Annotated in this window: 7 protein-coding genes; 6 read left to right on the top strand and 1 reads right to left on the bottom strand. The window is 72.3% G+C overall.

The annotated features are described in order from the left end of the window. Window positions 1-86: 86 nt before the first annotated feature. On the bottom strand, window positions 87-1,334 hold the full coding sequence (locus ACFQVC_RS02230; RefSeq protein WP_381825799.1) for a lipase family protein: 1,248 nt from the start codon (window positions 1,332-1,334) through the stop codon (window positions 87-89). Between the two features lie 646 nt (window positions 1,335-1,980). On the opposite strand from ACFQVC_RS02230, the gene ACFQVC_RS02235 reads away from it, so the two are divergent. From ACFQVC_RS02235 to ACFQVC_RS02260, 6 genes are all read left to right on the top strand, one after another. Then, complete coding sequence (locus ACFQVC_RS02235) at window positions 1,981-3,411, top strand: DUF6801 domain-containing protein (RefSeq protein WP_381825801.1); 1,431 nt, start codon at window positions 1,981-1,983, stop codon at window positions 3,409-3,411. Between the two features lie 155 nt (window positions 3,412-3,566). After that, a complete protein-coding gene (locus ACFQVC_RS02240; protein WP_381825803.1) occupies window positions 3,567-4,781 on the top strand; it encodes a DUF6801 domain-containing protein in 1,215 nt (404 codons plus the stop codon). Window positions 4,782-5,000: 219 nt separating this feature from the next. Further along, window positions 5,001-6,128, top strand: coding sequence for a DUF6801 domain-containing protein (locus ACFQVC_RS02245; RefSeq protein ID WP_381825805.1), 1,128 nt, complete (start codon window positions 5,001-5,003; stop codon window positions 6,126-6,128). Between the two features lie 80 nt (window positions 6,129-6,208). After that, complete coding sequence (locus ACFQVC_RS02250) at window positions 6,209-13,363, top strand: SDR family NAD(P)-dependent oxidoreductase (RefSeq protein WP_381825807.1); 7,155 nt, start codon at window positions 6,209-6,211, stop codon at window positions 13,361-13,363. 190 nt (window positions 13,364-13,553) lie between these two features. Further along, entirely contained in the window at window positions 13,554-18,236 is a 4,683-nt protein-coding gene (locus ACFQVC_RS02255; RefSeq protein ID WP_381825809.1) for a type I polyketide synthase, read from the top strand. Continuing rightward, window positions 18,233-18,583 (top strand): acyl carrier protein, encoded by a 351-nt coding sequence (locus ACFQVC_RS02260; RefSeq protein WP_381825811.1) that lies wholly within the window; start codon window positions 18,233-18,235, stop codon window positions 18,581-18,583. The genes ACFQVC_RS02255 and ACFQVC_RS02260 overlap by 4 nt, the downstream gene beginning before the upstream one ends.

The raw sequence follows: 18,583 nt of genomic DNA on the forward strand, positions 1-18,583 counted from the left end.
AGGCGGCGGCGCCCCGCGGGGGGAGCGCCGCCGCCTCATTGGTGCTGTTCCGGTGGTCCGCAGCCCGGCGGATCCGCGGCCGCTTCTCAGCAGGTGGAGTCCGCGGGCTTGCCGGCGAAGCGGGCGGCGAGGTACTCCATGCCCGCGTCGTCGGCCGCCTGGATCAGCCGCAGATGATCGTGGACCGGCTTGTACTTCCCGGTGTCGTACGCCTTCCAGCTCAGCTTCACGCCCTGCTCGCAGTACGACTGCTGCAGCCTCTCGGCCTGTCCCGGCGGGACAAGGGCGTCCTTGGTGGCGTGGTACTGGAACACCGGAACCTTGATCTTGGTGTCGCTGCCGAGGCTGTTCTCGGTGTAGCGCGCGACCCACTTCTCGTCGGCGAGCGGATTCTTGGTGGTGAGGTTGTTGATGTTCTGGTTGCCGTAGTTGTTGATCAGCTCCACCGCGCAGACCTTGTCGGCGTAGTCGGCCAGCAGCGCCTTGCCCTTGTCGTTCATGGCGCTCGCGAGGTCGAGCTCCGCGTAGGCGTTGTCCAGGCCGACCAGACCGTAGAAGAGGAACCCGGAGCCGGGCTGCCCGTTCAGGTTGAGGGCCATGTCGACCATGTCCGCCGGGACACCGCCCGCGACGATGCCGGTGAGGTTCATCTCCGGTGCGTAGTCCGCCTTGAACTCGCCGGCCCACATCGCGGCGCCTCCGCCCTGGGAGTAGCCGCGGAAGGCGACCTTGGCGTCGGCGGACAGGCCGGAGCCCCGCAGCTTCTGCGCCGCGCGTACGGCGTCGATGAGGGCCGGGCCGAGGGACTTGCCGGTCATGTAGGTGGTCTTGGGCTTCGCGTGGTAGCCCTGGTAGTCGGGGATGGCGACCGCGTAGCCCGCCTTCAGCATCTTGTTGACGACCCACTGCTCGTACAGCGCACCCTTGGCGATCATGCGCGAGGGTGTGCAGCGGAACGCCGGCCCCTGGGTGCCGGGGCCCCAGCCGACGATGGGCGCCTTGGCGGGGTCACCCTCCCTGGGCACCATGACGGTGCCGGTGAGCGCCACCGGTTTGCCGTTCGCGTCCTTCGACACGTACTTGACCTGCCAGGTCTTCGCCAGCTTGCGTGCGGTCGGTGTGCCGGGCTCGACCTCTCGGGAGTCGATGACATCGCCCGGCTTCCCGGTCGGTGCGGAGCCCGGCGGGGTGTAGAAGTCGTCCGGCGGCAGATCACCGGCGGTGGCCTCGGGCGTCATGGCGTCCGGTATCAGAAGGCCCGCGGTGCCGACCGAGGCGGCTGCGAGGAGGGCAAGCGCGAGCCGTGCCCTTTTCGGCGGTTTCTTGTGCAACATCTCAGCTCCAGAGGGGAGTTCGAGGTCGGCCCGGCAACGCGCCCGGGGCTGGATGGGCGCTGCGGGAGTCCGGGTGGCCCGCGGTGAGAGTTCCGGGACAAGGCCGGTCTGGGAACCTACTGTTGGGTATCCAGGTGGGCAAGAAGTCTTCGCCCACTGCTTTTTGCGTTGCGAATTTTCTGAGTAAAGCGCGGAACGCCTTTGTCACCCGCGTCCAGGCCGTCACCGGTCGACGGTGCCACCGCGTATACACGCTCTTCGAAGTGAGCAGCAAGTGCGCTGAATTCATCACTTCAGAAGCAGTGCGGGCCATGATGAACCCCAGTCGTCGCATGCTCATCGCGCTTATAAATAAACGGGGTTGATGGCACATCGGGGCGGCCTGCTTGATGAAGCTATTGACCCTGCCGGATACCCGTCAGTAGTTTACCGACGCGAAACGTGGCCGTATCGGAACAAGAAACCGATGGAGCCGGCCATATGCCCCCCCATTCTTTTCCCCGCGAGCATCAGGGCCGGAAAGCTCGGACCACGGATTGACCGATTGGCCGGGAGGTGACGTGACACGGCGGGGGCGCAGCAGTGTTCGTGCACACCCACGCAACGCGAAAGGTAGCTCATGCGAGCCCATAGCAGGAGAAGCAGGGTGAAAGCCACCCTGGGTGCGGCGGTCGCAGCCGGTGTGGTGGCGACCTTCGTCACCACCCTCGGCGGTGGCGATTCGGCGTCGGCCGCGCCGGTGAAGCTCACGCAGACCTATGACTGCGTCTTCCCGATCATCAAGAACGACCCGATCGAAATCACCGTGGAAGGCGATGTGCCCACGGAGTTCCCGGTCGGCAAGACGGTGCCGGCGATGGACTTCTCGGGCCCCGCCAAGGTCAGTGCGCGGGCCGCTCAGGGAATGTCCGTCCTCGGTGGCAGGACCCTTGAGGGCAAGGCCACCGCGATCATCGACATCCAGTACCCGGGTGGCCCGCTCAAGGGCGTGCAGATCCCGGCCAAGGTCGACAAGGCCAACATCCCGGACCCGGCCGCGGCGTTCAATCTGAAGTGGGCGGGCAAGTCGCCCGCGGATCTGCTCACCTTCGAGAAGCCCGGTCCGGCGGAGATCCACGTCGTCGGTCTGAAGCTGCACAACCTGACCGTCAAGAACGAGGCCGGCGAGCCGGTCGAGCAGCTCAACGACTTCGACGCCCCTTGCAAGTTGAAGGAGGGCCAGAAGACGCTGCTGGCGAAGGGCGAGATCGTCGACGGCGGTGGCACGGACCCGACGGACGCCACGGACCCGACCGACGCGACGGACCCGACGGACGCCACCGACCCGACCGACGCGACGGACCCGACGGACGCCACGGACCCGACGGACGCGACGGACCCGACGGACGCGACGGACCCGACGGACGCGACCGATCCGACGGACGCCACGGACCCGACCGACGCGACGGACCCGACGGACGCCACGGACCCGACCGACGCGACCGATCCGACGGACGCCACGGACCCGACCGACGCGACGGACCCGACGGACGCCACGGATCCGACGGATCCCAATGAGCCGATCGCTCTGGCGTACGACTTGACGGGTAATTCGTTCATCAAGGCGGCCAATGGCAATGCGCCGTTGTCCGGTGGTATCGATGTCCGTTACGACCTGAGCTCGGGTAAGCATGATTCGAAGCTCGAACTGAAGGACACGACGGGCAAGTTCACCATCATGGGCTTCCTGCCGACGACCGCTGACATTCACTTCGACCAGAAGGGCAAGACCACTGGTTCGCTGGACACGAAGGGCAATCTGACTTCGAAGTCCGAGATGAATGTGACGCTGACCAGTGTGAAGGTCTTCGGTGGTCTGCCGATCGGTGGCGGTGAGAAGTGCACGACCTCCAAGCCCGCGACGATTGAGCTGGCCGGGACGGGCTTCCAGCCGTACAAGGGCGGCAAGCTCGCCACCAAGGACTACACGCTGCCCGCTCTCGATACCGCGAACTGCGGTTTCCTCGGCGGCATCATCAACACCTTCATGGCCGGTGCCGGCAACACCATCGACATGGACCTGAAGTACAAGAAGTGACCCGCTAGCGCATATCCGGTCCCTCGCCACCCCCAATGGCGGGGGGCCGACTTCTTCAGGTCAGAACCGGCGGACACCCCATCACAAGAAGGGCAGCCATGAAGGCGCGACGTATATCCCGGACCATTCCCAGGGGCAGGGAGCTCCTTGCCGCGGTGACTGCCGGCGGTCTGCTCGCCGGCCTGGCCGCCATCACGGGCGGCAGTTCGGCCGGCGCGGTTCCGGCCGATCTCACGCAGACGTATGAGTGTGTGTTCCCGCTGATCGAGGAGCAGCCGCTGAAGGTGGTCATTTCCGCCGACCTGCCGGACCGCGTCGCGGTCGGAGAGCCGGTTCCCGCATTCGACGTCACGTCGGTCGCCACGGTGAGCAAGAAATCAGCCGAGGGTCTCGGGGCCGTCGGCAGCGTCACCCTGGAGGGCAGCGCGGCGGCGAACGTCACGGTGGACATGCCCGGTCAGCCGCTCAACTTCGATCTCGACAACACCATCAAATCGACGAAGCTGCCGAGCCCGCCGGCCGAGTTCGAGATCACGGCCACGGGGAAGTCCCCCGAGCTCAAGTTCTCCCAGCCCGGAAAGGTGAAGATCGACGTCAACAGCCTGCTGCTGACCATGACGCCGAAGGACGCCAACGGGGACAAGACCAGCCTGGACACCTTCGAGTCGGAGTGTGCGCTCGATCCGGCCGACCAGAGCAAGACGCTGCACACCATCGAGGTCACGGACGGCAAACCGGAGGACCCGACGGATGCGACGGACCCCACGGACGCGACCGATCCGACGGATGCGACGGACCCCACGGATGCGACGGACCCGACGGACGCGACGGATCCGACGGATCCCAATGAGCCGATCGCTCTGGCGTACGACTTGACGGGTAATTCGTTCATCAAGGCGGCCAATGGCAATGCGCCGTTGTCCGGTGGTATCGATGTCCGTTACGACCTGAGCTCGGGTAAGCATGATTCGAAGCTCGAACTGAAGGACACGACGGGCAAGTTCACCATCATGGGCTTCCTGCCGACGACCGCTGACATTCACTTCGACCAGAAGGGCAAGACCACTGGTTCGCTGGACACGAAGGGCAATCTGACTTCGAAGTCCGAGATGAATGTGACGCTGACCAGTGTGAAGGTCTTCGGTGGTCTGCCGATCGGTGGCGGTGAGAAGTGCACGACCTCCAAGCCCGCGACGATTGAGCTGGCCGGGACGGGCTTCCAGCCGTACAAGGGCGGCAAGCTCGCCACCAAGGACTACACGCTGCCCGCTCTCGATTCCGCGAACTGCGGTTTCCTCGGCGGCATCATCAACACCTTCATGGCCGGTGCCGGCAACACCATCGACATGGACCTGAAGTACAAGAAGTGATCCCTGGCTCCTGGCCAGGTCGAGCAAGTGGCCGTGCCGTTCGGACAGTTGGCGCCGGATGACTAAACGCGCCCCGGGATTGCTCATCGGATCAGCAAAGAATCGAGGATCTCCGGGTGCGCGCGAATATGCATTCCATCGCTATTGACCGGTCGGCATTCCTGAATCTAGGTTTCCGATTCGAAAATCAATTAAGTCCGGCGAGTTGAGGGGTAGTTCATGGGAGTCAGGAAGAGGCGGCAAAGCCTCCAGTCAAAGGTCGCACTGGGGGTTGCGGGTGCGCTCGGCGCGGCCTCGGCGCTCGTGGGAATCGTCGGCGGCCAGGTCGCGCAGGCCGTACCGATCGAGAAGGACCTCACCGTCAAGTGCAAGTGGCCGCTCATTCAGCCCGACATACTCAAGGTGAAGATCAAGAGCGATATGCCGGAGCAGGTCGATGTCGGCAAGCCCACCGGCAAGTTCGTCATCAACGCGGATGCCACCGTGAGCGAGAACGCCGCCGTCGGCCTCGGCGTCGTCGGCGGAAAGACCATCGAAGGCACCGCGAAGGCCAAGTCCTCCGTCTCGCTGCCCGGCGGCGAGAACCTCAAGGTGACCGTCGACACCAAGATCGCGAAGACCAAGGTCCCCGACCCCGCCAAGTCGTTCACGACCAAGGCGAAGGGCGAGACGCCCTCGCTGCAGTTCGAGAAGGCGGGCAAGGCGAAGATCACGGTCGACGACCTCGATCTGGAGCTGCGGATCCTGGACGCGAACGGCAAGCCGACCAGTCTGGGCGACCCGGTGAAGGTCGACTGCGCCCTTGACCCGGCCGGGCAGAACAACGTGCTGCACGAGTTCACCATCGGCGACGGCGGTGGCCAGGACCCGGGCACGGACCCGACCACCGACCCGGGCACCGACCCGACGGACGACCCGGGCACGGATCCCACGGACGACCCCGGCACGGATCCCACGGACGACCCGGGCACCGACCCGACGGACGACCCGGGCACCGACCCGACGGACGACCCCGGCACGGACCCGACGGACGACCCGGGCACCGACCCGACCACCCCGCCGGGCAGCGACCCGACGGACGACCCCGGCGCCATCGGTGGCGGTGACACCACCGGCGGAACCTCCGGCGGCGGCAGCAGTGGTGGCGGCTCGGCCTCCGGTGCGCAGCTCGGGTCCAGTGGCGGCGCGGGCAGTTCGGGTGGTGGCGGTCTCGCCGTCACCGGATCCTCCGGGATCAGCACCATGCTCGGCGTAGCGGCGGTCCTGACCGCGGGCGGCGTGCTCGTGCTGCGTTATATGCCGGGCCGTTCCAAGGACGGCAACGAGGAAGCCGTCTCCAAGGCCTGACGAATCCTCGATTCCGCCCGGGGCGACCGACTCCCCTCGCCCCGGGCCCCGTCACCGACCACCCATGATGCGGAGCTCCCATGCCGTCCCCCGCTCCACGGCCGTCCCCCAGCGGCCCACCCCCGTACGACCTGGTGCTCGGCATCAGCCCGCTCGGCCGGCCCGATGCCGCGCTGAGTGCCGCACTGTGCCGGGCCGGCGCCCTGGGCGTACTCGACCTGGGCACGGGGGACCGCCGGGCGCGGCAGGCGCTCGCCCGGCTGCAGGAGTGGCTGCCGGGGCGGTACGGGATCAGGGTGGCCGCCGGGTGCGGGCTCACGCCCGCCGACCTGGACGGCCACACCCCCCACACCCTGGTCCTGACCGCGGACGCCGACTCCAGCTGGTGGGAGGCGGGGTGCACGGACGGCTCCCGGCTTCTCGCCGAGGTGACGAGCCGCGATGAGGCCGTCGAGGCGGAGGCGGCGGGAGCGTACGGACTGATCGCCCGCGGCAGCGAGTCCGGTGGCCGGGGCGGCTCGCTCAGTACGTTCCTGCTGCTGCAGCAGCTCCTCGACGCGACCGGCCTGCCGGTCTGGGCCTGCGGCGGCATCGGGGTGCGTACGGCCGTGGCGGCCGTGCTCGGCGGTGCGGCGGGCGTCGTGCTCGACAGCCAGCTCGCGCTGCTCGCCGAGTGCGCGCTGCCCGGCGCCGCCAGGGCCGCACTGCGGGCGACGGACGGCACGGAGACCGTCGTCGAGGAGGGGCGGCGCGTCCTGCGCGGCCGTGAACTGCCCGTCGGACAGGACGGGTTCATCGCCGCCCGGTTCGCCGAGCTGTACGGGGACGCCGCAGGAGTCGTACGGGCCGTACGCACCGCCGTGCAGGACGCGGTGGCCGACGGCGCGGGCGCGGACACCCTGCGGCCCGGCTCGCCCATGAGCCGCGCCCAGGGCACCCGCCTTCCCCTCGCGCAGGGCCCGATGACCCGGGTCAGCGACCGGCCCGGCTTCGCCGCGGCGGTCGCGGCCGAAGGCGGCCTGCCCTTTCTGGCCCTCGCTCTCGCGGACGGCCCCGACAGCCGGCGGCTGCTCCGCGAGACCCGCGAGGCACTCGGTGAACTCCCCTGGGGCGTGGGCATTCTGGGCTTCGCCGACGAGGCGACCCGCGCCGCCCAGCTCGCCGCCGTACGGGAGCTGCGGCCCACGCACGCGATCATCGCCGGGGGCAGGCCCGCGCAGGCCGCCGCGCTCGAAGAGGCCGGCATCAAGACGTTTCTGCATGTGCCCACGCCCGGCCTGCTGCGCCAGTACCTCGACGCGGGGGCACGGCGGTTCGTCTTCGAGGGTGCCGAATGCGGCGGCCACGTCGGCCCGTTGCACAGCTTCCCGCTGTGGGAGGCGCAGCTCGCCGTCCTTGAGGCGTACGACGACGCGGCCGTGGCCGAGGTCGAAGTGCTGTTCGCCGGTGGCGTCCACGACGCGCGCTCGGCGGCCATGGCCGCCGCGGCCGCCGCCCCCCTCGGCGAAAGGGGCGCCGCCGTCGGCGTCCTCATGGGCACCGCCTACCTGTTCACCGAAGAGGCGGTCAGGCTCGGCGCCGTACAAGAGCAGTTCCAGCGACAAGTACTCCAGGCACGGGACACCGCCCTGCTCAAGAGCGCTCCCGGGCACGCCACGCGGTGTGTGCCGAGCCCGTTCACCGCGGAGTACACGCGCACGGCAGAGCAGTTGAAGGACCAGGGCGTGCCCGACCGCGAGGCCTGGGAGCGCCTGGAGCGGCTCAACGTGGGGCGGCTCCGGGTGGCGGGCAAGGGCCTGGAGCGGGTCGAGGGGCGGCTCGTGGAGGTGGGGCCCGAACGGCAGCTCGCCGCCGGGATGTTCATGGCCGGGCAGGTCGCGGCGGTGCGCTCGGCGGCGACCACCGTCGCGGCGCTGCACACCGAAGTCGGCCCGGGAGGCGCCGAGTTCCTGCGCGAGCGGGCCGCCGCCCTGCGCGGACTGCTGCCCGCCGCGGCGGAGCCACCGCAGGCGCCGCCGCCCGCCGACATCGCCGTCGTCGGCATGGCCTGTATGTTCCCCGGCGCCGACGGCCTGGACGCGTACTGGGCGAACATCCTCGACAACACCGACGCCATCACCGAAGTCCCGGCCGAACGCTGGGACCCCGAGGTGTACTACGCGCCGCCCGGCAGCGCGCACGACGGCGACCGCACAGCCTCCAAATGGGGCGGCTTCCTGCCCCGGATCCCCTTCGACGCCCTCGACTACGGCATTCCGCCCGCCTCGCTCGGCGCGATCGAACCCGTACAGCTGCTCGCCCTGGAGGCGGCGCGACGGGCCCTCGACGACGCCGGATACGGCACGCGGCGCTTCGACCGCACACGGGCCGCCGTCGTCTTCGGCGCCGAGTCCGGCAGCGACCTGTCGGGCGCCACCACGCTGCGCACCCTTCTGCCCGGCTACGCCGACGGGGTGCCGGACGCCGTCACCGGTCAGCTGCCGCGGCTGACCGAGGACTCCTTCCCCGGCATGCTCGCCAACGTCATCGCCGGACGGATCGCCAACCGGCTCGACCTCGGCGGCGCCAACTACACCGTCGACGCCGCCTGCGCGTCCTCGCTCACCGCCGTAGACGTCGCCTGCAAGGAACTCACGGCCGGCAGCGCCGACCTGGTGCTCTGCGGCGGCGCCGATCTGCACAACGGCATCAACGACTTCCTGCTGTTCTCCTCCGTCGGCGCGCTCTCGCCGAGCGGCCGCTGCCGTACTTTCGACTCTTCGGCCGACGGCATCGCGCTCGGCGAGGGCGTCGCCTGCGTCGTACTCAAACGCCTCGCGGACGCGGAGCGGGACGGCGACCGCGTGTACGCCGTGATCAAGGGCGTCGGCAGCGCGAGCGACGGCCGCTCCCTCGGCCTGACGGCGCCGCGTCCCGAGGGGCAGCGCGCCGCCCTTGAGCGGGCGTACGCACAGGCCCGGATCTCCCCGGCCGAAGTGGGCCTCGTCGAGGCGCACGGCACCGGCACCGTCGTCGGCGACCGCACCGAACTCACTGTGCTCTCCGAGGTGTTCGAGGAAGCGGGCGCCGCACCCGGACAGTGTGTCGTCGGCTCGGTCAAGTCGCAGATCGGGCACACCAAGTGCGCCGCGGGACTCGCCGGACTCATCAAGACGGCGCTCGCCCTGCACACCGGCGTCCTGCCGCCCACCCTGCACATCGAGACCCCCAACCCCGCCTGGTCCGCGGACACCAGCCCTTTCGTGTTCCGGGACAGGCCCGCGCCCTGGGCCGCGGCCACCGGCCAACGCCTCGCCGCCGTCAGCGCGTTCGGTTTCGGCGGCACCAACTACCACGTCGTCCTCGCCGGGTACGACCACGGCGTACCGCCCCGGCACGCCCGGCGGCAATGGCCCGCGGAGCTGTTTCTGTTCCGGGGCCCGGACGTGGCGGCGGCCGGACGTGAGGCCGCGCGTCTGCTCGCCGCGCTCGACGAACCCGAGTCGGGTGCCGCCTGGGGCCTGCCCGGAGCGCACCGGCACGCCCGCCTCCGCGACCTCGCACTCGCGGCCGCCGCCCGCGCCGAGTCCGGCGGTCACCACCCCGTGCGCATCGCCGTCGTCGCCGAAGACCGGGACACGCTACGGGAGTTGCTGGCCCGCGCGGCACGCGGCGAACACGACCCGGGGGCCGGACTGTTCACCGCGGGTGCTGCGGGTGCTGCGGGTGCTGCGGGTGCTGCGGGTGCCGCGGGTGGCTCGGGTGTCGTGGGTGCCGCGGACGCCCTCGCAGCCGACGGCAAGGTGGCCTTCCTCTTCCCCGGCCAGGGCAGCCAGCGCCCCGGCATGCTCACCGGGCTCGTCGCCGCCTTCCCCGAACTCCACGGACTCCTGGGACTCCTGCCCGGGCCCCGGGCCTACGTCCGCGCCCTGTGCCCGCCCGCCGCCTTCGACGACGCGGGCCGCAGGCGTGCCCGGGCGGCGCTCACCGACACCCGCAATGCCCAACCTGCCCTGGGCATTGCGGGGTTGACCGCCCACGAACTGCTCGAACGCGCCGGCATCCGGCCCGACATGGCCGCCGGGCACTCCTACGGCGAACTCGTCGCCCTGTGTGCCGCCGGATCCCTCGACCCGCGCACCCTGCTCGCCCTGAGCCGCCGCAGGGCCGACGCGATCCTCGCCGCCACGGGCGACGACCCCGGCACGATGGCCGCCGTGACGGCCGACGCCGACACGATCCTCAGGGCCCTCGAAGCGGCGGGACTCGGCGGCCAGGTCGTCGCCGCCAACCTCAACGCGCCGCGCCAGACACTGATCTCGGGCCCCACCGACGCCGTCGCCGCCGCGGCCCAGGCGCTCCGCGCAGACGGACTCGCCGTCCAGGATGTGCCGGTGGCCTGCGCCTTCCACAGCCCGCTCGTCGAAGCGGCCGGGGAGCGGTTCGCCCGCGTCCTCGCCGCCGTACCGGTGCGCGCGCCGGAGTTCCCCGTGTGGACCAACCGCAGCGCCGACCGCTACCCCGCGGACCCCGAACTGATCCGCGCCGAACTCGCCGCCCAGATCGGCGCGCCCGTGCACTTCATGGACGAGATCGAAGCCCTGTACGCCGCCGGTGCCCGGGTCTTCGTCGAGGCCGGGCCCGGCACGGTGCTCACCGGACTCGTCGGCCGGATACTCGGCGACCGGCCGCACCTCGCTGTGCCCTTCGAGCCACGCCCCGGCGCCGGTCTGCGCGGATTCCTGGAGACCCTGGCGCGGCTCGCCGTCGCGGGCCTGCCCGTCGACACCGGGTGGCTGCTGCGTGGCCGTGCCGACCCGTCGGCGACCGGCGGCAGGCCCGCGTGGACCGTCGACGGGCAACTCGTACGCACCGCCGACGGCACCCCGCTCACCGGCGGACTGCAGCCCGCCCGGCGGGTCTTCCTCGGCCCGGACGGCGCGACGGCCGCGCACATCTCACATCCCGCTTCCCACCACGCTTCACATGCCCTGGAGGTGAGGACGGTGTCAGAGCCCGCAGAGCACTCCGGGTCCGAGGCGCTGATCGCCGAGTTCCTGAGGAACAGCCGCGAACTCGTCGCGGCCCAACGCGACGTGCTGCTCGCCCATTTCACGGGTCGGACGGGCAGCACGTCCCCGGCGCCGGAACCGCGTGGGGCGGCACAGCCGGCATCGGGTGGGGTGGAGCTTCCGGTGTCGGCGCCGGAGGCTCCGCCCCGGTGGGAGTCCCCGGCCCCCGGCCCGGCGCCCGGCCCCGCGCCCGCGCTCACCGAGGACGGCATTCTGCAGATCGCCCTCGAAGTGATCAGCGCCCGCACCGGCTATCCCGTCGACATGCTCGAACCCGGCCTCGACCTGGAGGCGGACCTGAGCATCGACTCCATCAAGCGCACCGAGATCGTCGGTGAACTCGCCGCCCGGCTCGGCGGCGGCACCGTCCGGCTCGGCCCGGACGAGCTCGAGGAGCTCACGAAGTGCCGTACGGCCGGGGCGATCGCGCAGTGGCTGAGCGGCCGCCCCGGCCCGGAACCCGCGGCCGCCACGGCCCCGGCGGCGCTCCCGCAGGGCACCGCCGCCGATATGGGCCGGGGCCTCAGCGCGCTGCAGGAGCAGGAGCGGGAGCCGGTGGGGGCACGGGCGCCGGAGCAGGAGCCAGAGCGGGCGCCGGGGCAGGGGCAAGCGCCGGAGCAGGAGTCGGTGCCGGTGGTGGCGGCGTCGTCGTCCTACGAGACCGTCACCTCCTACGAAGAGCCCGCCGAGCCGCCCAACTCGCCCACCGCACCGCGTCGTTACCTGCTTCGCGAGTTCCCCCTCGCCCCCGTCGATCACGCCGCGACGGCCGGTCACCTCGCCGGGCGGCGGTTCGCGCTCCTCGGCGGCGGAGTGGTGGCCGACGCGCTGGCCATCAGACTCGCCGGGTACGGCGCCGTCTGCGAACCGCTCGGGCCACGGCACCTGGTGGGCGGTGAGGGCGGCGACTTCGACGGGGTGCTGTATCTGGGCGCACTCGGCGCGGACGGCGACGAGTCCGTGCTGCCCGAGGCCTTCGACGTCCTGCGGGCCGCGCTGCGCACGGGAGTGCGCTGGCTCGTCACGGCCTCGTGCGGCCACGGCCCGGCGGCGGCCGGACTCGACGGCCTGATGCGGACGGCCGCCTGGGAGTACCCCGACACCCTGGTGCGCAGCGTGCGCCTCGACCCGGACGCGTCCGCCGCCGCCCGCGCCGACGCCCTGGCCGCCGAACTCCTCGCCCGCGACCGGGTGACCGTCGTGCGGCGCGGCGGCGATGAGCGGTGGGGCGCCGAACCCGTCGAGACGCCGCTCGGCGTGCTCGCCCACACCGGCGCGGGACCCGCCCCGGCCGGCGCCGCCGAGACCGCCGCGCTCGGCCTCGGCCCGGACAGCGTGGTGCTGCTCGCCGGGGGCGCCCGGGGGATCGCCGCGCGGTGCGCCGTCGCCCTCGCCGCGGCGTCCCGGTGCCGTATCGAACTGATCGGCCGCACCCCGCTGCCCACCGCGCCCGAACCCGAGGACCTGGCCGCCGCGCCCGACGCCCCGGCCCTGCGTGCCGCTCTCGCGGCCCGCGGCGGTCTGCGCCCCGCCGAGATCGAGGAGCAGCTGCGGACGCTGCTCGCGCAACGCGAACTCACCCGTACCTTCGAGGAGTTGACCTCGCTCGGCAGCCACGCCGGATACCGGGTGGCCGATCTGCGCGACGAAGCGGCCGTCCACCAGGCCGTCAAGGAGATCCACGCCGAGCACGGCCGTCTCGACGGTGTGGTGCACGCGGCCGGGGTCATCGAGGACCGGTTCATCGCGGACAAGGACCCCGAGTCGTTCGGGCGGGTCTTCGGCACCAAGGTCGACGGTGCGCGGGCGCTCCTGGAGGCGGTCGACGAGCACACCGAAGGCCCCGCCTTCACCGTGCTGTTCGGCAGTGTCGCCGCGGTACTCGGCAACCCCGGGCAGTGCGACTACGCCGCCGCCAACGACGCCCTCGACACCCTCGCCGCGCACTGGTCCGTACGCACCGGGCATCGCGCCCTCACCGTGCACTGGGGCCCGTGGGCGCCGACCGGCCCCCACCCCGGCATGGTCGGCGAGGCCCTCGCCCGCGACTACGCACGGCGCGGAGTGCGCCTCATCGACCCGGACGAGGGCGTGACGGCGCTGCTGCGCGAACTGGCCTGGGGCGACAGGTCGGTGAGGTCGGTGCTCTACACGGCGTCACTTGAGCGGGCAGAGGAGCGGTGAGGTGGAGTTTCCAGCTCGTCCGGCATATGAAGCCCCTCCGATGCGTGAAGCCCCTCCGGTACGTGAAGCCCCTCCGGTACGTGAAGCCCCTCCGGTACGTGAAGCCCCTCCGGTACGTGAAGCCCCTTCGGAACGTGAGGGCGAGTCCGGAGCGCGATCCGGCGCCCCGGGCGCCGGGTGCGCACCGCCCGTGGCCATCATCGGCATGGCCGTCCTCCTGCCCGGCGCCGCCGACCTGGACGCGTACTGGCACAACCTCGTGCACGGCGTGGACGCGATCTCCGAAGCGCCCGAACAGCGGCTCGCCGCCCACTACTTCGGGCCGGGGGCCGGGCCCGACCGGATCCACTGCCGCAGGGGCGGATTCGTGGACGGCATCGCCCGTTTCGCCCCCGCCCGCTTCGGCGTGATGCCGCACTCCGTCGCCGACACCGAACCGGACCAGCTGACCGCACTGTCGGTCGCCGCCGCGGCCCTCGCCGACGCCGGGGGTGAGCGCCGCCTTCCCGGCCGTGACCGGGTCGGTGTCGTGCTCGGGCGCGGCGGCTATCTCACCCCGGGCCTGGCCCGGCTCGACCAGCGGGTGCGCACCGCCCACCAGCTCACCCGTACCCTGCGCGAACTCCTGCCGGGCGTCGGCGATGCCCAACTGGAGCGCATACGCGCGGCGTTCACCGAGCGGCTCGGGCCCGAGCAGCCGGATGCCGCGATCGGGCTCGTCCCCAGCCTCGCCGCCTCCCGGCTCGCCAACCGGCTCGACCTGCGCGGCCCGGCCTACACCGTCGACGCCGCCTGCGCCTCCTCGCTCGTGGCCGTCGACCAGGCCGTGGCCGCCCTCGCCTCGGGGCGGTGCGACGTGATGCTCGCGGGCGGGGTGCACCACTGCCACGACATCACCCTGTGGTCGGTGTTCAGCCGGCTGCGCGCGCTGTCCCCTTCGCAGCGCATCCGCCCCTTCCACGCCGCCGCCGACGGCATCCTCATCGGCGAGGGCACCGGCGTCGTCGTACTGAAGCGGCTCGACGACGCGGAGCGCGACGGGGACCGGGTGTACGCGGTGATACGCGGCGTCGGTGTCGCCGGGGACGGACGGGTCGCATCGCTCGTCACGCCCGACCCCGGCGGGCAGGCGCGTGCCGTGCGGATGGCGTGGGCGGCGGCCGGGCTCGATCCGCGCGAGCCCGGCGCCCTCGGCCTCCTGGAGGCGCACGGCACCGGCACACCCGCCGGTGACTCGGCCGAACTCGCCACGCTGGCCGAGGTGTTCGGGCCACCCGACGGCGGGGGTACCGGTGGCGCGGGGCCCGGCGTCATCGGGTCCGTGAAGTCGATGATCGGGCACACCATGCCGGCGGCGGGCGTCGCCGGACTCGTCAAGGCCGCCCTCGCCGTGCACCACGGGGTCCTGCTGCCCACCCTGAACTGCGACGAGCCGCACCCGGCGCTCGCGCGGACCCGTTTCCGTCCGCTGGCCCAGGCCGAGCCCTGGCCCGACGTACCGGTCCGCAGGGCCGCGGTCAACGCCTTCGGGTTCGGCGGCATCAACGCCCATGCCGTCATCGAGCAGGCCCCGGCGGCCGCGCGACGCCCCGCGGCCGCCCTGCGGGTGCGTGAGCCCGAACGGGCGCTGCGGCTCGCGGCGCCCACGGCGGCACGGCTGCGGGAACTCCTCGACGCGGACGACACGGAGCTGACGGCACGCGCCGAGCCGCTGCCGTACGCCGCGTCCGGTCCGCCCCGTCCCGCCGCCGGCGGCGGGACGGCCCGTCTCGGGGTCGTGGCGCCCACCGCCAAGAGCCTCGGCCTGGCCCGGCGCGCGCTGGCCGACGGCCGGGCCTGGCGGGGGCGCGGGGACGTGTGGTTCAGCGCAGAGCCGCTGCTCGCCCCGGGAACGCGCGGCAAGGTGGCCTTCGTCTTCCCCGGCCTGGAGGCGGAGTTCGCGCCCCACGGTCTGGACGAGGTCGCCGACCGCTTCGGGCTTCCCCTGCCCGCCCAGCTGGACGCGGCGGTCGGCGACGTGGCCCGGCACGCCATCGGCGTACTCGGAGCGGGCGGGCTCCTCGACGCGGCGCTGCGGCGTCTGGGCGTGGTGCCGGACGCGGTCGCCGGGCACAGCGTGGGGGAGTGGGCGGCGATGGTCGCGGGCGGCATCTACGACAGCGCGGCCGCCGGTGCCCTGCTCGACGCCTTCGACCCGGACGCACTGCGCGTACCGGGCCTGGTCTTCGCCATGGTCGGGGCGCGGGCCGACGACGTGAGGAAGCTGCTCGTCGAACTCGGCGACGGCCGGATCGTGCTGTCCCACGACAACGCTCCGCACCAGTCGATGGTGTGCGGGCCCGAGCGTGCCGTCACGGAGTTCGCCGGTGAACTGCGCGCCCGGCACCGCATCCTGGCGCAGATCCTGCCGTTCAGGTCCGGCTTCCACACGCCGATGCTCGCGCCGTATCTGGGACCGCTCACCGCGGGCGCGTACCGCTGCGAGGTGCGCACGCCCGAGGTCCCGGTGTGGTCGGGGACGACGGCCGCGCCGTTCCCCGCCGGCCCCGACGCGGTGCGCGCGCTGTTCGTACGGCACCTTCTGGAGCCCGTACGGTTCCGGCCGCTGATCGAGGCGATGTACACGGCGGGCTTCCGGGCGTTCGTGCAGACCGGCACGGGCAAGCTGGGCTCGCTGATCTCCGACACCCTGAACGGCCGCCCGCACCTCACCGTCGCGGCGCACACGGCCCGCCACCCCGGCCTCGGCCAACTGGCGCGGGTGGCAACGGCGTTGTGGGTGGAAGGGCGCCACGACGGCGCGCCGCCCACGACGGACCACACGGTGCCCCTCACCCTCGACACCCCCCTGCTCTCCCTGCCCCCGGCCACGGCAGCGGGCCTCCGCTCGGCCCTCGGGGGCAGGGCGCCCGTCGCCGCGGCGGCTTCGGGCCATGGCGGTCCCGCGACCGGCGGCGCCCTCACCGCCGATTTCCGGGCACTGCTCGCCGAATCGGCCGCCGCGGCTGCCCAGGTGGCCGCCGCCGCTACCGCCACCACCGCCGCCTCGCCCAACACGCCTTCCGTCAGCCGTACTTCACCCCGTACCGCGTCCCGCACCGCATCCCGTATCCCTCATCCCGGAAGGGAGGCGCGGGCCATGGCGAACATCCCCGCCGCTGCCCCGGCCGCCACCATCCCGGCCGCCACTGCCACGGCCGTCACCACTGCCACTGCCACCGCCACGATCACCGGCGCCGCGCCCCTCACCGAACCCGTCCCGCCGATGCGGCGCAGCACGCTTCGGGTGTCCACGCGCGTCATGCCGTATCTCCTAGACCACTGCTTCATCCCGCAGCCGCGCGGCTGGCCCGACACCTCCGACCGGCGGCCCGTCGTGCCCGCCACGACCGTCGTGCGGCACATGGCGGACGCCGCCGAACGGGCCGCGCCCGGGCAACTCGCCGTCGCAGTGCGGGCCGTGCGCCTGGACGCCTGGGTCGGCGCCGAGCCGGGCCATGACGTGGAGATCACCGTGGAGCCGGCGCCCGACGGGCGGAGTGCGAACGTCGCCTTCGGCGGGTACGCGCGCGCCGTCGTCGAACTGGCCGACCGTCACCCCGAGCCGCCGGGCCGGTGGTGGTCCGCGGCCGCCGCCGAGCGCCCCTGCGCGCACACGGCCGCCGCGCTGTACCGGGACCGCTGGATGTTCCACGGCCCGGCCTTCCAGGGCCTGACCGCGCTCACCGCGATCGGCGACACCCATGTGCGCGGCAGGATCACCGTGCCCACCGCGCCCGGCGCGCTGCTCGACAACGTCGGCCAGCTGCTCGGCTACTGGGTGATGGCGACCCGCACCGAACGCACCATCGTCTTCCCGGTACGGATGGAAGCCTTCCGGTTCTATGGGCCCGAGCCACCGGCGGGCACCGAACTCGACTGCACCGTCCGGATCACCTCGCTCACCTCCGCCGGCGTGCGCGCCGACGCCCAGCTCACGCTCCGCGACGGCACGGTGTGGGCGGAGATCGACGGATGGCAGGACCGCCGCTTCGCCGGGCTCGACGCCCGCCGCACCGGCGGCTACCCGGAGCGGCGCGGCCTCGCGGAGGCGCAGCCCGGCGGCTGGGTGCTGCTCCAGGACGACTGGCCCGACCTGGCCTCGCGGGAGCTGGTGATGCGGACCTATCTCAGCGCCGTGGAGCGCCAGGAGTACGAGCGGCGCCCACCGCGCGGACGACGGCAGTGGCTGCTCGGCCGGATCGCCGCCAAGGACGCGGTACGCCACCGGCTGTGGGAGCAGGGCGCGGGCGAGGTGTTCCCCGCGGAGATCCTCGTACGCTCCGACCGGGCCGGACGGCCGTATCTCACCGGACTGCACGGCCGGGCCCTGGCCACGCTCGACCTGACCATCGCCCACCGGGGCGACGCGGCGGTGGCGCTTGTCAGGCCACGGCCGCAGGGCGCCCCGCGGCCGCTGCGCCTCGGTATCGACATCGAGGAGATCACCCACCGCAGCGAGGCCACCTTCGCCGTCGCGCTCGGCCGCGCCGAACGCGCCCTGCTCGCCGCCCGCTGTGCCGCCACCGGCTGGACGCCCGCCCAGTGGTTCACCCGCTTCTGGGCCGCGAAGGAGGCGGTGGCGAAGGCCGAGGGCACCGGACTCGACGGCAGGCCACAGGAGTTCGAGATCGCCGAGGCCGATGTGTACGGGCTCGCGGTGGTCACGCGCGGGCGCCGCTACCCGGTGCGTTGCATGGATGTGACGACGGAGCCGGCCGGCTCGTCGAGGAGGGACTACGTCGTGGCCTGGACCACCCCCGAGAACATCCCCGGGACCACTCCCGGAACCACCCCCGGGACCGGGGCCCACACCGAGGAGCGTGCCCAGTGACGACCCACCAGGACGTGCGGGCGGCTCCCGCACCCCGTCCGGCGCCGGACAGTGAGAGCGCGGTGTTCCACGAGACGGTGCGGATGCTCGCCGATGTCCTCGCCGAGTACGCCATCGACACCGAGGCCGTCACCATGGACACCCGGCTCGGCGACGACCTGGAGCTGGAGTCCATCGACCTGGTCACCCTGGCCGGTCAGCTGGAGGAGCGGTACGGCGAGCGCGTCAACTTCGCCGCGTTCCTCGCGGAGCTCGACATCGACGAGATCATCGCCCTCACCGTCGGCCGCCTCGTCCGCCATGTGGTGCACGCCCTGCGGGGCGACGCGCCGGAACCGGGGGAGTGA

Source organism: Streptomyces monticola (assembly GCF_042665355.1).
GTDB lineage: Bacteria > Actinomycetota > Actinomycetes > Streptomycetales > Streptomycetaceae > Streptomyces > Streptomyces monticola.